Source organism: Allocellulophaga tsushimaensis (assembly GCF_055383085.1).
On sequence record NZ_AP039451.1, the window covers coordinates 377113 to 392956 of the forward strand.

General features: G+C 32.8%; 14 protein-coding genes. 6 read left to right on the forward strand and 8 right to left on the reverse strand.

Going from position 1 to position 15844, the window contains the following annotated elements:
• Positions 1-53 precede the first annotated feature (53 nt).
• The 8 genes from porN to ACZ451_RS01725 form a co-directional block, all read right to left on the reverse strand.
• Positions 54-956, reverse strand: coding sequence for a type IX secretion system ring subunit PorN/GldN (porN, locus tag ACZ451_RS01690; protein WP_464215348.1), 903 nt, complete (start codon positions 954-956; stop codon positions 54-56).
• An 83-nt stretch (positions 957-1039) separates the two neighbouring features.
• Entirely contained in the window at positions 1040-2596 is a 1557-nt protein-coding gene (gene porM, locus ACZ451_RS01695; protein WP_464215349.1) for a type IX secretion system motor protein PorM/GldM, read from the reverse strand.
• A gap of 50 nt (positions 2597-2646) precedes the next feature.
• Entirely contained in the window at positions 2647-3297 is a 651-nt protein-coding gene (gene porL / locus ACZ451_RS01700) for a type IX secretion system motor protein PorL/GldL (protein WP_464215350.1), read from the reverse strand.
• Between the two features lie 83 nt (positions 3298-3380).
• Positions 3381-4751, reverse strand: a complete 1371-nt coding sequence (porK, locus tag ACZ451_RS01705; RefSeq protein WP_464215351.1) for a T9SS ring complex lipoprotein PorK/GldK — start codon at positions 4749-4751, stop codon at positions 3381-3383.
• 115 nt (positions 4752-4866) lie between these two features.
• Positions 4867-6024 carry a formimidoylglutamase gene (locus ACZ451_RS01710; protein ID WP_464215352.1) on the reverse strand — a complete coding sequence of 386 codons (1158 nt, stop codon included), beginning with the start codon at positions 6022-6024 and terminating at the stop codon, positions 4867-4869.
• Positions 6025-6283: 259 nt separating this feature from the next.
• Positions 6284-8776: a type I DNA topoisomerase gene (gene topA / locus ACZ451_RS01715; protein WP_464215353.1), complete on the reverse strand. Its 2493-nt coding sequence runs from the start codon at positions 8774-8776 to the stop codon at positions 6284-6286.
• Between the two features lie 177 nt (positions 8777-8953).
• A complete protein-coding gene (locus ACZ451_RS01720) occupies positions 8954-9718 on the reverse strand; it encodes a hypothetical protein (protein WP_464215354.1) in 765 nt (254 codons plus the stop codon).
• 67 nt (positions 9719-9785) lie between these two features.
• Positions 9786-10454: a class I SAM-dependent methyltransferase gene (locus tag ACZ451_RS01725; protein WP_464215355.1), complete on the reverse strand. Its 669-nt coding sequence runs from the start codon at positions 10452-10454 to the stop codon at positions 9786-9788.
• A gap of 152 nt (positions 10455-10606) precedes the next feature.
• Here ACZ451_RS01725 and miaB point away from each other — a divergent pair, with 152 nt between their 5' ends.
• The 6 genes from miaB to ACZ451_RS01755 all read left to right on the forward strand — a co-directional run bounded on the left by miaB (position 10607) and on the right by ACZ451_RS01755 (position 15736).
• Positions 10607-12052 carry a tRNA (N6-isopentenyl adenosine(37)-C2)-methylthiotransferase MiaB gene (miaB, locus tag ACZ451_RS01730; protein WP_464215356.1) on the forward strand — a complete coding sequence of 482 codons (1446 nt, stop codon included), beginning with the start codon at positions 10607-10609 and terminating at the stop codon, positions 12050-12052.
• A gap of 97 nt (positions 12053-12149) precedes the next feature.
• Complete coding sequence (locus ACZ451_RS01735; protein WP_464215357.1) at positions 12150-13424, forward strand: sigma 54-interacting transcriptional regulator; 1275 nt, start codon at positions 12150-12152, stop codon at positions 13422-13424.
• A gap of 87 nt (positions 13425-13511) precedes the next feature.
• A complete protein-coding gene (gene lptE / locus ACZ451_RS01740; protein ID WP_464215358.1) occupies positions 13512-14036 on the forward strand; it encodes an LPS assembly lipoprotein LptE in 525 nt (174 codons plus the stop codon).
• 18 nt (positions 14037-14054) lie between these two features.
• Positions 14055-14969: a hypothetical protein gene (locus tag ACZ451_RS01745; RefSeq protein ID WP_464215359.1), complete on the forward strand. Its 915-nt coding sequence runs from the start codon at positions 14055-14057 to the stop codon at positions 14967-14969.
• On the forward strand, positions 14966-15316 hold the full coding sequence (gene secG / locus ACZ451_RS01750) for a preprotein translocase subunit SecG (RefSeq protein WP_464215360.1): 351 nt from the start codon (positions 14966-14968) through the stop codon (positions 15314-15316). The genes ACZ451_RS01745 and secG overlap by 4 nt, the downstream gene beginning before the upstream one ends.
• 141 nt (positions 15317-15457) lie before the next feature.
• Positions 15458-15736 (forward strand): co-chaperone GroES, encoded by a 279-nt coding sequence (locus ACZ451_RS01755; protein ID WP_464215361.1) that lies wholly within the window; start codon positions 15458-15460, stop codon positions 15734-15736.
• The last annotated feature ends 108 nt before the right edge of the window (positions 15737-15844 follow it).

A 15844-nucleotide genomic window follows, 5' to 3' on the forward strand; every position in this document is an offset into this window, starting at 1 on the left:
TGCTTTACAGCAGGATTTTTATATTTTTTGAATTGGAATATGATAAGTTTCTATTAGTAACTCCACATATCTTGTTCTCTATCTCGGATAGTTTCTTTGATACGATTAGATTCTAATAGTTGGAACAATGCATTATTTGAAATGTAATCTTTGATCTTACGATCTCCGTGTACATTGTCTTCTTTATAAATTGTTGCATTAAACCTTCGTGCATTTAACAACATATCAAAAGAGATAGGTTGTGCAGAATTTCGCTGATTAAATACTTTAGCTTCATGCAAAACTTGCCTTGCACCTGGATACCATATCCAAAATAAGGCTACTTTATTTTCATCTGGATCTATAGATTCATCATCAATAAAGTTAACATCTGGTGCTATAGGTGCTAAGCCTAAAAGACGATATTTTAATTCTCCTTGACGCTTGTCAAAATACCAGATTCCTTTTATAAAATATTCTTCTAAATCTGCAGCGGTAAGCTCTCTTTTATTAATATATTCTGGAGAAACTTGTTCACCTGCATTTAGTTGTTCATATCCTAGATCTGTGGTATCTACTTTTTGCAAAGTAGCTTTTAAATCGCTAAATTTTCTTTTTTCTGTAAAATACGAATCTGCATATATATCTTCAATATTACCGTTTTTTACATTTTTGATAATTACATCATATAAAGATCTTCTATCAGTACCAATATCTACAGTATCTATAGGATAGTAGAGTGGAAAATTAACTCTTTCATCTAAATCGATTACTTCCCATATGGTTTTAGACCACAGAATATCTCTGTCATCAACATAACCATACTCTAATGGACCATCTGCATCTAGTTTTATTTGCTCTTCGGTTTTAAGACCAATCTCTTCTGGCAACTTGGCATTTAAGATATTAGCTTGTGCCATTGTAGCCATTGGCAACAATGTTACTGCACCGATTAGTAAAACGTTTTTCCAATTCATTTTCTTACTATTTAATTATTGTTATAAATCTTATGGAACGCACCATTTGCAGGTTTGTTCCATAAGATTATAAGTCTGTTATTCTAGTTTGTAAGCTCTACTACAACAGGAGATACTCTCTTAAGTTTGTATGACTTGTTATTTGTAATATATGCTTTAATATCTATGATCTGAACTGCATCGCCACGCTTAGCTCTTTTTAAAGCGCCTTTAGCTCTTGCATCTAACTTATTACCTCTTACGGTAACTGTTGGTTGCCCAGGAACTTTAAATTTAAATTCGCTTACTGCTATATTTAAATCAAAGTCAAAATCATCTAACATTGCACCTACAGATGCTATTGCTAAGTTATTTCTTGGCATTTTAGCATTAACTTCTCCTCTAATAGTACCTGTTGGTCTTGGGATATCTTTAATTCTAAATTCTGACTTAGAAGAAACTCTTTGTCCATCTGGTAAGATACCAGAGGCTGTAATAGAAACTTTTCTTCCTTTACCTGGCTTCATCACATACTTACTACCACCTCTTTTAGAAAGTCCAGGTGCAGATGCACTAACTTTATTATCAGGGATACCAGGTATAGAGATAGACATTGGGTTAGCAACACCTCTATAAACTACATTCATCTTATCTGCTGCTATTAGAGCTGCATTAGGCTTAGAGATTGTTGCAAAAGAATTGTTTACTTCTACAGGTACTTCTTTACCATCTTGCATAAAGAATAGGGTACCTTTAACTTCATGGTCGCCAGCAGCACCAGCACTTATAAGCATTTTAACACCACCTGCTTCTATAGCATAGTCTTTATCTTGTGTTAATTTTCTACCATCAAGCGTTAACTCTGCTCTTACTGGTGTAGAAGAATTATCTGTTTTACTAATGATAATTTTACCATCGTACTTTTCTCCACTATAGTATGCAGATTTAGATCCAAATAAAGAAGTTTTAAAGTTCTTTAAAGATACTTGAGTTGATAAATTACCTTGCAACATCTGTTTTAAAGCATCTTCTTCAGTAGCCTGAATGTCAGCTTGCAAAGCAGTAATTTTAGTAAGAGATGCAATTAAAGGAAACCCTTCATAGTGATAGTTAATCCAATCTTGCTTTGTTTTATCTCTTTTGGGTACTTTACCATTTTCGTCTCCAGTACTGAATCTGTTATTTACGGATTCTTTTAGTCTTGCTGGTACTAAAGCAGATACTTGAGTACGGTAGTCTGTAATTCTTTTCATGAATTCCTTACCGCCTGGAGCTAAATTCTCGCCTTGAAAAAATGTTTGATCTAAATAATCAGACTTATCCATTACGGTATAATCTGTTGGATCTTCAACATCCTTAGTCATTGCTTTCTTCAGCTTTTCTAAGTAATCAAAATACTCTTGAGACAACTGTTGCACTTGTTGTGCCTTTTTATAGTCTTCGCCATACCTTTCTGCATTTTCACTCGCTTTTATTTCTAAGCTTTCTAAAAATGCTGAATTATCAGCGATTGCTTTACTATTAGAAGCTTCCATTTTTTCGTTCATAAGACCGAACGCTGCTAGAACTTCTTTACTCATATTTAATGCCAACATACAGATGAAAACCAGATACATTAGGTTTACCATTTTCTGACGTGGTGATTGCTTTCCTCCTGCCATTTTTCTAATTAGGTTTTAATTAATAAATTTGATTTGGTTATTTACGCTAATTAGTTCTTAGACATTGCAGATAACATTCCTCCGTATACGCCATTCAATGAAGACAAGTTTGTAGATAAAGATGCCATTTGATCTTTAAGCGCACTTGCATTTTGAACTACTTCTTCGTTTACTGAAGCTTGCTTACTTGCACTTTCTAATTGTACTTTATACAAGCTATTTAAAGATTCCATTTGAGCTGCTGCTTGGATCATTTCTTCAGAATATTTCTGTGTAGATTGCATTGCATCTGCTGTAGGTGCGATTCCCTTAGCTGCATCTTCAAAATTCTTAATACTAGAACCAAGGCTTTCCATAAGACTTGCATCAACTCCAGCTTCTTTTAATAAGTTATCTAACTTTTTAGATAAAGATGCTTCAGTTTCAGTATCTTCTGCTCTACTAGCTTTAGCTCCTGATGCTTCTCCACCTGCTAATTCTGGATACACTAAAGACCAATCTAACTCATCATCTAAAGGCTCAAACGCACTAATGGCGAAAATTGCTGCTTCAGTAATCAGACCAATTGCTAATAATACTCCACCATTTAAGGGTCCTAATTCCCAGTGAAGAATTTTAAATAATGCTCCAATAATTACGATTGATGCTCCAAGCCCATAGGCCATGTTAAATAATTTCTTTGTTGCTTTTGACTGTGCCATAACTTTAATTTAAATTTCAGGTTAACGTTAATAAAAAATTTGATTTGGTTTAATTAATAAAAATATATTTAGTTTATAAATATTTATTTTCCTTGTCTCTTTCCGAGTTTTTCAGAATCTTGAACGCCCATATAATCTTGTACAGTTCTAAATCCTATATAACTTCTTGCAGAGTCTCTATATTCGTAATCTCTTGTACTTACTTGTAAGAAGTAAGCAACATCTTTCCATGACCCCCCTCTGATCACTTTACGCGCATTTAATCCAGAACCTACATTAGGGTTCATTGTAGATACATACTCATATGCATTAGGATCGTAACTAGAATCTGTCCATTCTGCTACATTACCAGCCATATTATATAAGTTAAACTCATTTGGCTCGTATGATTTTGCTTCAACAGTATATAATGCTGTATCGGCTGCATAATCTCCACGTTGTGGTTTAAAATTCGCCATAAAACAACCTGTATCACTAATTACATATGGTCCACCCCAAGGGTAACTACCACCTTCTATACCTCCTCTGGCAGCATATTCCCATTCTGCTTCGGTTGGTAATCTAAATTTATTTACAAATTGTCTGCCTCTTTCTTTCTGATCATCGTTCTTAAACTTGGTTCTCCAGTTACAGAAGGCTTTGGCTTGCTTCCAGGTTACCCCTACTACAGGATAATCACTGTAGGCATCATGCCAAAAATAGTCATTGTGCATAGGCTCATTATAACTATACTTAAAATCTTTAATCCAAACCGTTGTATCTGGATATATTTCTAACTCTTCTTGCTTGATAAAATCAGCTCTTTTCCCATTTTTTGAGCGCGCAGCTGCTTCTATATCCATCCAAGAATACTTATATTTTAACTGCGTTACATCAATAGTACGCTGCCCATTATACGATTCTTCTTCAGGAATATATAACTTATCCATTACCTCAACATAATATTCGTCTGGATATTCTGAAGTGTCCCAAATAAGATCTATCTCTTTATTTAGAGCTCTAGTTTCGTAATTAAACGGGTCATCAGAATTATCTAACATATATTTTTGATATGGCGTCATATCTGTTGTATCTGCATCTTTAAAAGCAAATTCTCCTACACCCTCGTCTTCAGGACTTAATCCTAACTCATCTGCTAGTATAGCGAGTTCTGTTCGTACTACAGAATCTCTAACCCATTCTACAAATTGACGATATTCGGCATTTGTGATTTCTGTATCGTCCATATAAAATGAAGTTACAGTAACAGTTTTTGTTGGCGCATTGAGAACTTTAGCTTGATCTTCTTCAGCTTTACCCATTATGAATGACCCTCTCGGTATAAGCTCCATTCCATAGGGCTTCTCAGGAAACCATTTTTTTCCTTGCGCTCCTACTAATTCTCCTTTGGATTTAGACCCACAACTGGTGAGCAAAAAAACAAATGCTATAGATGATAACAATAGCTTTTTCATACTTTAGGTTAAATTTCGATTAAGACATTAATTTTTTAAACACTTTCATTACACTCTAAAACTATGATTTATGTAATTTATTGTGTTAATATGTCATTTACTTTAAAAAAAATAATTAATTAAAGCCTTTCTTATAAGCTTTAAACCACCGTTCAGGAATATCTTGATTACATGCATCTAAATAATCGTGTTCTGTGCAAGGTAATAACGTTGAGGAATTTAATTTATTATGTGAAGAAAAAATTGTTGGCACTTCTACCCACCAACGATTTGTTATATTGCTTTTATGAAAGATTAAATCTTCTGTTTCATTAGGGACTATAAACTTTACAAAGTCCTCACTCTTAAGAAACGGGGATTCTTTTGTTCTATAATTATGACCTTCTATAAAGTACCAAATCATCTGAGAAATTAATTGAAATGTTTGCACGGTATTTTCTGCTTCATAAATTCCAAATACACTTACTTTATCACTAATACCTGCATACCTTGCAATTGCACATATTTCTTTTCCTGTAAAACCATTAGGGGAAAAATTTTCTGACATAGCAATATCACTTGCGCGTACAGCTCTAAGATCTATACTCACCATATGTGCATCTCGTAATATTGGTTCTGTTAATGTAATATCTGCTGTAATTTCTCCTAAACGATATGCATCAAAAAAAAGACGATCCATTAAATCTATTTCTTCTTGCGCACAAAAATAGCTCTGATACCCTATATTAGAAAAATTAAATAGATTATTAGGTTTATCTGTTATAATTCTGCTCATGTAGGAATGAGAGGAAATTAAGCCGTCTTCATCTCCAAAATCAAACCTACTATCTACAGAAACTAAATTTAACATCTCTCTTATATTATCATAAGCTCTGTACGCCGGATAGGTGATATCTTGAGTTGCTCCTATAATAATTGTAATGATATCTTCTTCTAAAAGACCCGCAACGACTTCTTTAACAACAAAATAAGTATCTTCTACAGTTTCTCCTTCATGAATATCGCCTATATCTATAATAGTAGTATTCCAGTTACCCATCATTAATTTATACAATTGACGACGCGTTTCTGAAACATCTAATTTCTCAGACTTTTTTTCAAAAGCATTTCTAGACTCCGTTACACCTACAATTGCAAAAGATACATTGGTAAATGCTGGCATGCCTTTAGCTAAGGTATGCTTATGAATTACATTTCCTAAAGCTTGTGGAGATAGTAATTTACAATCTTCTAATAGTTTTTCATCTATTGGAGCTAAAAAATCGAATGCCATTATGTATGAATGCTTAAGTAAAGAGGTTCATTTTGATATGGAAACAAATTTAACTAAACTTTTAAACTTCTTTAGAATAGTTTTGGTTTCCTCTTCCACTCCGTTCAAAACAGGACTTCAGCTACGCTTAGATCAGGCCTTTGGTTGTACTCAGTGATAAAGGTTTCCTTTGGCTCCGCTATGGATAAAGACTTTTCATAAAAAAACCGAAACAATAGTTCCGGTTTTTTCCAATAATTCTATACAAATAGTTTTAACACTACTTTTTAGCTTTAGGCTTTGCCTTAGCTCTAGTTTTTTTCTTGGGTGTTTTAGCTTCAATCATTTTTGTAGCCTCTGCTAAAGTAATTTTTGTAGCATCTACCGTTTTAGCAAGTTCTACTTTAATTTTTCCTTTTATAACATTATGCCTTCCCCATCTTGCTTTTTCTACACGTATGCCTTCTTCTTCCCAGTTATGAACTACCTTATCTATTTCTTTCTGCTTTTTAACTTCTATAAGCTCAACAATATCATCATTAGAAAGATTATCAAAATCATACTTTTTATTGACATTGATAAACATGCCATTCCATTTTATAAAGGGTCCAAAACGTCCAGTACCTTTTGTAACTTCTAAGTTTTCATACATGGCTATAGGCGCATCTGCTTTTTGTTTTGCCACAATAAGTTCTATGGCTCTATCCATATCTACTTCAAAAGCACTTTCTCCTTTTTCTAAGGATATAAATTTATCTCCAAATTTTACATAAGGTCCAAACCTACCCACATTTGCAGCAACTTCTTCTCCTTCATACACACCTAATTTTCTAGGTAAGGTAAAAAGTTCCATTGCCTCATCAAAAGTAATTGTATTTAAAGACTGGTCTGGTAATAAGCTAGCAAAACGTTTTTCTTCATCTTCTGCATCTCCAATTTGCGCCATAGGACCAAATCTACCCAAACGCACTAATACTGGTTTTCCAGTCTTAGGATCTTCGCCTAAAATACGCTCTCCACTAGCTCTATCTGCATTAGCTTCTACATCTAATACTTGTGGATGAAAGTCTTTATAGAAGCTTTTCATTACTTTTTGCCAATCTTCTTTACCATCAGCAATATCATCAAAATCTTCTTCTACTTTAGCCGTAAAGTTATAATCTAGTATACCAGAGAAATGATCTACCAAAAAGTCGGTAACAATTGCACCAATATCTGTAGGTACTAATTTTCCTTTTTCAGAATTAACGGTTTCTGTAAGTTTATTTTCTTTTAACGCATTATTTTCTAATACCAATTGTACATAATTACGCGCTACACCTTCTACGGTTCCTTTTGCTACATAACCTCTATTCTGTACGGTAGAAATTGTTGGTGCATAAGTAGAGGGTCTACCAATACCTAATTCTTCTAATTTTTTTACTAAAGATGCTTCTGTAAAACGGTAAGGTGGTCTAGAAAAACGTTCTGTGGCAGTGATATAATTATTGCTTAAAGCTTCACCAACTTTCATAGCTGGCAACATCCCTTCTTGCTCTTCTGCAGCATCTTCTTCGTCTATACCTTCCATATAAACTTTAAGAAAACCATCAAATTTAATAACCTCACCATTTGCTGAGAATTCTTCTTGATGTCCAGAACAACTAATTTTTACATTGGTACGTTCTAATTGTGCATCACTCATTTGGGAAGCCAAAGTACGTTTCCAAATAAGTTCGTATAATTTAGACTGATCTCTTTCTAAAGAAACAGTCTGTCTTTTCATGTCTGTTGGCCTTACTGCCTCATGCGCTTCTTGCGCTCCTTTAGACTTACCAACATAATTTCTGGTATTGCTATATTCTTTTCCGTAATTTTCTGTTATTGCTTCTTTTGCCGCCTCTAAAGCTTCTTTTGAAAGATTAACACTATCCGTTCTCATATAGGTTATTAAACCTGCTTCATATAAACGTTGTGCTACCTGCATTGTTCTGCTCACCGAAAAATATAATTTCCGAGAGGCTTCTTGTTGTAATGTAGAGGTTGTAAAGGGTGCAGCTGGTGATTTTTTTGCTGGCTTCTTGTCTAAATTAGCGACTGCAAAATCTGCATTCATATTACTTTTTAAAAATGCTTCAGCATCTTCTTTTTTAGAAAAAGTTTTATTCAATTTTGCACTAAATACATTTCCTTGTGCTGTTTTAAATTGTGCTGTTATTTTATAAGATGCTTTTGCAGTAAAAGCTTCAATATCTCTTTCTCTTTCTACTATTAAACGTACGGCTACAGATTGTACTCTACCAGCAGAAAGCCCTGGTTTAATTTTTTTCCAAAGCACTGGAGACAATTCATACCCTACAAGCCTATCTAAAACTCTTCTTGCTTGCTGCGCATTTACTAAATTATAGTTGATTTCTCTAGGGTTTTCTATGGCTTTCTGTATTGCAGATTTCGTGATAGAATTAAAAACAATACGCTTTGTTTTAGCTTTATCTAATTTTAATTCTTCTTCCAAATGCCAAGAAATAGCTTCTCCTTCCCGGTCTTCATCACTTGCTAGCCATATGGTATCTGCCTTTTTTGCTAAATCTCTTAATTTTTTAACTAGAGCTTGTTTATCCTTATCTACAATATATTTTGCTTTAAAATCATTCTCAACATCAACTCCTAGTTCTTTAGAAGGTAAATCTGCTATATGACCAAAACTAGACTCTACTTTAAAATCTTTACCTAAAAATTTCTCGATTGTCTTTGCTTTTGCTGGAGACTCTACAATTACTAAGTTCTTTGTCATTAAGTTAATTTTGGAGACACAAAAGTATATCAATTTTTTTATTTAAACCGATTCCCTTTCCCAAATAGCCGTTAAAGTCCTGTTTTAAAAGATCCTTATATGGTTATTTGGAGTCTAATTTTTTAAATATGATTCGCTTTTTTGTTCAAAATCTATTTCCTTTCTCTACATTCTTTTTTATAAATTATGTAATCTTTTTAGTTCAATTTCACCATTATCTAAAAAACCTATGCTGTCTTTATAAATGTAGTAGGCAGGTATTTTTTGTAACATTAGAGTAAAAAAGGCTCCAACAAAACATAAAATAAACCCAAGCTGTGCTACAATCCCCACAACAAATAATAATCCCAAAATAGTAATCCAGTTTTTATTTCCGAGTTGGAAACTAGCCCTAGCGATCTCCATAGCAGTTAATTCTTCTTCAAACGCTAAAAATGATGTAAATAGAGATATAGGCACAATAAGATAAAACATCCCTAGTCCACAGGCTAAAAAACCAACAATATTAAGGCAAAATATAATTAAAATAAGCATTAATGCTTTCTTTAAATATTGTTTTTTAAAATAATAGAAATAGTCATCACTCCCTATTTTTTTTAAATCCTTTAATCTACAAATCCGTAGAAAACCTGCTTCTAGCAGCAGAAAAATAATCCCTGCACCAAAAAAAAGTAGAGGGTAAATTAATAATAGTAATGAAAACATTGCAAACGAAATAGTATTAGATTGTTCTAATGTTTGTGGATCTACAAAAACACCAAAACCAAAAAAAGGAACGATTGAAATGAGATACCAAAGGAATAGAAATGTAAATGATAATAATAAAGTTAAAAATCCTTGCAACCAAACTTCTTTAAAAAGTTCTGTGGATCTATTAAAAATACTACCAAAATCTAAGGGTTCACTTTCCCTTATTTTTTGTTCTATTTGAGATATATTCATTATTTAAATTAGGAATGAATTGGCTTTTTAACTATAACGAGATTTTTAATTCATAATTATAAACACCTTAAAAAAATTGATAAAAAGTGGTTAACAAGCAGCCTTTATCAAGTTGAATTCGCAATAGCTCTTCTTTTTTAACAGGGTTTAAATCAAAGGGTGGTTTATCTAAAATAACACCACTATTCTTTTTTAATCGGATCCCCTGACCCGTTACCATATCTAAATTAGGAACAAAATCGCCTTCTGGCAAATGTTCTGTTATAATAAGGTATTTATAAGCTTTTAAATTATTCAATACCAAATGAATTTCATTATTAGATAAATGTTGCAGTACTTGGCGTACTAATACACAATCTGCATTGGGCAAGGCATCTTTAGAAATATCCAGACAAAAGAATTCTAAATTAGGGTTCTTAAAAAGTTTTTTGTTTCGCTTAATCAGATCTGGAACAATATCAACAGCATTATATTGCTTTGTATGTTCTACCAATGTCAGCCCCACATTAAAATCTCCACAACCTAAATCGCACACCGTTAATTTTGAATCAAAAGAAGCTAAAAATTCTGAAACTATTTTTATGTAGGGTCTTATTATTTTTAGATCGTGTGATCCAATTCCTGAATAAAAATCAAATGCTGGACCACCCCAGAAATTTTGCTCATAAATCTGGGTCATTACATCCTTTGTGGGCCATCGTTTTTTTTCTTTGGTAGTATTTCTTGTATCAGACATTAAAACTATAATTATGCTGTAAATATATCATGGAATTAGCGATACTAAAACTTTCTATACCTGATTGTATTTTAACTGCCAATATGGCATAAAAAAATTAAAAATAGTACCTTTGCACGCTAATTGACCTTTATTAGTGACTAAAATTAGGCATGGAAAAACAGATTGACGAAAGCAAACAAGGACACACACTAAGTATTGACAAAAAAATTGGCAATAATCGTAAACTTTATATTGAGAGTTATGGTTGTGCTATGAATTTTTCTGATAGTGAAATTGTGGCTTCCATTTTGTCTAAAGAAGGTTTTAATACCACTCAAATTTTAGAAGAAGCAGATTTAGTATTAGTAAATACCTGTTCTATCCGTGAAAAAGCAGAACTTACGGTTCGCAAACGTTTGGAAAAATATAATGCCGTAAAAAGAGATAGACCGCATATGAAAGTTGGTGTTTTAGGTTGTATGGCAGAACGTTTAAAAGATAAGTTCTTAGATGAGGAAAAAATTGTAGACATGGTGGTTGGTCCAGATGCATATAAAGATCTCCCAAATTTAATTAAAGAAATAGACCAAGGCAGAGATGCTGTAAACGTTATTTTATCTAAAGAAGAAACCTATGGAGACATAGCGCCTGTGCGTTTAAATACTAATGGCGTAAGTGCATTAGTATCTATAACCAGAGGTTGTGATAATATGTGTACTTTTTGTGTTGTACCTTTTACCAGAGGAAGAGAACGCAGTAGAGAACCACAATCTATTTTACAAGAAATTGAAGATTTAGCAGCAAAAGGGTATAAAGAAATTACTTTACTAGGCCAAAATGTAGATAGTTATTTGTGGTATGGCGGTGGGCTTAAGAAAGATTTTGTAAATGCCTCCGAAATACAAAAAGCTACTGCAATACATTTTTCTACTTTATTAGAAATGGTAGCCAAAGCACAACCAAAAATGCGAATTCGTTTTTCTACTTCTAATCCACAAGATATGACGCTAGAAGTTATCAAAACTGTAGCTAAATATGATAATATTTGCAACCATATTCATTTACCTGTGCAAAGTGGTAGTAATCGTATTTTAAAAAAAATGAACCGCTTGCATACTATTGAAGAATATTTTGAATTGATAGACAACATTAGAAAAATACTTCCTAACTGTGCCATTTCCCAAGATATGATTGCTGGTTTCCCAACAGAAACAGAAGAAGATCACCAAGATACCATTACTGCATTAAAAAGAGTACAATATGATTTTGGATATATGTATTCGTATTCTGAAAGACCTGGAACAATGGCTGCTAGAAAGTTTAAAGACGATGTTCCTGAAGCTACTAAAAAAAGAAGATTAGCAGAAATTATTGCTGTACAACGCGAAAGCGGACATTACAGAACCAAACAACATATTGGAAAAATTGAAGAAGTTTTAATTGAAGGGACTTCTAAAAAATCTGAAAATGATTGGATGGGCAGAAATGCGCAAAATGCAGTGGTGATCTTTCCTAAAGAAAATTATAAAGTAGGTGATTTTGTAAAAGTAAAAATTACTGATTGTACTTCTGCTACACTTATAGGAATCCCCCTAGTAAATAATAATACATTCTAAGCAAAGATGAGTGACAAGAGTTTAAAAATTAATATTAAACATCCAGTACTATTTTTTTGTACAGGATTAAATTTCCCCTTTGGGGACTAAGGGGATTATGGAATCTATACAAGCTACAAAACAACGTTTTGAAATTATTGGTAACGATGTAAAGCTAAACCGAGCAATCGAAAAAGCAATACAAGTGGCGCCTACAGACATCTCCGTTTTAGTTACAGGAGAAAGTGGTGTAGGGAAAGAAGCTATTCCAAAAATAATCCATTCACTTTCGCATAGAAAACATGCAAAATATATTGCTGTAAACTGTGGTGCTATACCAGAAGGAACCATAGATAGTGAGCTTTTTGGGCACGAAAAAGGAGCTTTTACTGGTGCCACAACTACTCGTAGTGGTTATTTTGAAGTAGCCGATGGCGGCACCATTTTTTTAGATGAAGTAGGAGAACTCCCTTTAACCACACAAGTGCGTTTATTACGTGTTTTAGAAAATGGTGAGTTTTTAAAAGTGGGGTCTTCTAAAGTACAAAAAACAGATGTTAGAATTGTAGCGGCTACCAATGTAAAAATGTTTGAAGCCATTAAAAAAGAAAAATTTAGAGAAGATTTATATTATAGATTAAGTACCGTAGAAATTAATATTCCCCCTTTACGAGATCGGAAAGAAGACATTCACTTACTATTTAGAAAGTTTGCTTCAGATTTTGGGCAAAAATATAAGATGCCTACCATTCGTTTAGAAGAAACTGCCATACAGCTATTACTAAAATACAGATGGCCAGGAAATATCCGTCAATTAAGAAATATTGCCGAACAAGTATCTGTTTTAGAAGAAAAAAGAAGCGTAAGTCTTACTACCTTAAATAGCTATTTGCCAAATGCAGGAAACTCTAACCTACCCGCAGTAATTGGACAGGATAAAAATGAAGGCGATTTTAGTACCGAAAGAGAAATTTTATATAAGGTTTTGTTTGATATGAAAGGAGATCTAAACGATCTTAAAAAACTAACTTTAGAACTGCTAAAAAATAATGATTCCGAAAAAGTTCAAGAAGAAAATGAAACTTTAATTCAAAAAATATATGGTAATAAAAAAGATGAAACTACTTTTGAAGAAGAACGGCCACATACCTCTGAAGTATTGCAATTATCAGAACCACAAATAGAAAACATAACTCCTAAGCCTGTTATTGAAGATAAATACCATTTTGCTGAAGAAATTGAAATAGAAGAAACCTTATCTTTACAAGATAAAGAGATAGAGCTTATAAAAAAGTCTTTAGAACGCAACAGAGGCAAACGAAAAGCGGCAGCTGCAGAATTAGGAATCTCAGAAAGAACCCTATATAGAAAAATAAAACAGTACGATTTATAACTAGTGTAAAGGCTAAACAAAAGTTAAGTAGTTTTGATATTTGAAATTGATAAACGACATTTGATTGATTCATATAAAAGCAAATTCTTGAAAAAAGCATCACATATTCTATTATTTATATTTATCGTTTTTAATGCAACAAGCTGCAAATTTGGCGGGTATTCTTTTACTGGAGCTAATTTAGGAACGGCAAAAACATTTGAAGTACTAGCCTTTCAAAACTATGCCACACAAACCCCAGGCTCTACTTTTGAACCGGGCTTAGATAGAGATTTTACAAGAGCGTTACAAGATTTAATTTTAAATCAGACTAGCCTTTCGCAAAAAAAAATAAATCCAGATTTACTGTATGAAGGAGAAATTACTGAATTTAGAATTTCCCCTACTACAGCAACAGCAGATCAAACAGCTGCACAAAACAGATTAACAATGACTGTTAATGTGCGTTTTTTTAACAATACCAAAGAAGATGTTGACTTTGAAAAACGATTCTCTTTCTTTTTTGATTTCGATGCAACATCGAGCTTTAATAGTATAAGAGCAGCTGCCTTAGAAGAGATTTTTGAAAGATTAACACAAGATATTTTTAACGCTTCATTAGCAGATTGGTAATTAAATAAAGTAGTTAAATTGAACGTATCAGATTTTACATATTTATTACAGCATCCAGATAAAGTAGTATCCCCTGTGCAAACCAAACAGTTAGACGATATTTTATCTGAGTTCCCGTATTTCCAAGCAGCAAGAGCAATTCATTTAAAAGGGCTAAAAAACTTAAATAGCTTTAAATACAACAATGCGCTAAAAATTACCGCGGCTTACACTGCGGATAGAGATATTCTCTTTGATTTTATCACTTCTAAAGATTTCTTGCAAAATACCATAGCAGATCATATTACAGGAAAAACAGTTTTAATAAATGATACCGAAATTAATTTTGAAACCGTAACACCAGATACTGCCGCAGCGCCTTTATTAGGTGATGATGTAAAAGACAAACCTTTACCACAGACTGTTAAAGATGCTGAGCAAATATTAGACCCTTCACTTTTTGCTTCTAAAGATCCTAAAATAGATGAAGAAATAGCAGAAACAGAAAAAGAGAAAAAAAAACTTGAATTAGGAGCACCACTACATTTCACTAAAAAAGAAAAGTATTCTTTTGTAGAATGGATGCAATTGGCATCAAAAAAACCTTTAGAACAAGAAAATAATACCGAAAAAACGCAAAAAACTACTCCTACTCCTACAAAAGAAGACCCCATTAAAAAGAAAAAATTTGAGCTTATAGACCAATTTATAGAGAATAATCCAAAGATTATCCCTAAAGATAAAAATGCACCTACATTTACCATTAATGAATCTAATAAAATTGATAAAAATGAGTTAATGACAGAAACATTAGCAAAAGTTTATCTAGAACAAAAAAAATATAAGAAAGCAATACAATCTTATAAGATTTTAAGTTTGAAATATCCAGAAAAAAGTAGTTTCTTTGCATCCCAAATAAAATCAGTACAGAAAATACAAAAGGAAAATAAATGAGCAGTACGTTTACAATATTCATAATTCTAATCATCGTAGTATGTATATTATTGATGTTAGTTATAATGGTTCAGAATCCTAAAGGAGGTGGACTATCTTCTTCTTTTGGTGGTGGAGGTCAGCAAATTGCTGGTGGTGTTAAAAAAACAGGTGACTTTCTAGATAAAAGTACATGGATATTAGCGACCCTACTTATTGTATTGATATTGTTATCAAGCATCTCTTTACCAGGCAGTTCTACAAATTCTAAACTTTTACAAGGTGATGATATACAGAATACAGTACCGGATGCGTTGCCAGATGCTTTACCAACAGATACAGACGGAGCTACTGACTCAATTAATTAAAGACTTAAAAAATAAAAATCACACAAATGCCAGCTTAATGACAAGCTGGCATTTTTGCTTTTACAAAATGGCAGTTTTATTCCAATGGCATACTTTCTGCACAACTCACAAAAAATAACATTTAAATAAAAATCTAAAAATATGGCTAAAGTTAACATTAAACCATTGGCAGATAGAGTTCTTATTGAACCGATGGCAGCTGAAACTAAGACTGCTTCTGGAATTTATATTCCTGATACTGCTAAAGAAAAACCACAAAAAGGTAAGGTCGTAGCTGTAGGACCTGGAACTAAAGATGAAAAAGTAACTGTAAAAGTTGGAGACACTGTTCTTTATGGAAAATATGCAGGAACTGAACTTAAATTAGAAGGTGCAGATTACCTAATGATGCGAGAAAGTGACATCTTAGCGATCATCTAAACTTATTTTCGGCTATTAGTTTTTACTATTAGCTTTTTAAACATTAAATAAAAACACAGCCAACGGCTAAAAATAGTAAACAATTTTCTGCTTTAGCAGAAAAGAAAT

Bases quoted from the DNA above. Each gene is read 5' to 3' on its own strand.
- porN (WP_464215348.1), bottom strand. From the start codon at position 956: ATGAATTGGAAAAACGTTTTACTAATCGGTGCAGTAACATTGTTGCCA.
- porM (WP_464215349.1), bottom strand. From the start codon at position 2,596: ATGGCAGGAGGAAAGCAATCACCACGTCAGAAAATGGTAAACCTAATG.
- porL (WP_464215350.1), bottom strand. From the start codon at position 3,297: ATGGCACAGTCAAAAGCAACAAAGAAATTATTTAACATGGCCTATGGG.
- porK (WP_464215351.1), bottom strand. From the start codon at position 4,751: ATGAAAAAGCTATTGTTATCATCTATAGCATTTGTTTTTTTGCTCACC.
- ACZ451_RS01710 (WP_464215352.1), bottom strand. From the start codon at position 6,024: ATGGCATTCGATTTTTTAGCTCCAATAGATGAAAAACTATTAGAAGAT.
- topA (WP_464215353.1), bottom strand. From the start codon at position 8,776: ATGACAAAGAACTTAGTAATTGTAGAGTCTCCAGCAAAAGCAAAGACA.
- ACZ451_RS01720 (WP_464215354.1), bottom strand. From the start codon at position 9,718: ATGAATATATCTCAAATAGAACAAAAAATAAGGGAAAGTGAACCCTTA.
- ACZ451_RS01725 (WP_464215355.1), bottom strand. From the start codon at position 10,454: ATGTCTGATACAAGAAATACTACCAAAGAAAAAAAACGATGGCCCACA.
- miaB (WP_464215356.1), top strand. From the start codon at position 10,607: ATGGAAAAACAGATTGACGAAAGCAAACAAGGACACACACTAAGTATT.
- ACZ451_RS01735 (WP_464215357.1), top strand. From the start codon at position 12,150: ATGGAATCTATACAAGCTACAAAACAACGTTTTGAAATTATTGGTAAC.
- secG (WP_464215360.1), top strand. From the start codon at position 14,966: ATGAGCAGTACGTTTACAATATTCATAATTCTAATCATCGTAGTATGT.
- ACZ451_RS01755 (WP_464215361.1), top strand. From the start codon at position 15,458: ATGGCTAAAGTTAACATTAAACCATTGGCAGATAGAGTTCTTATTGAA.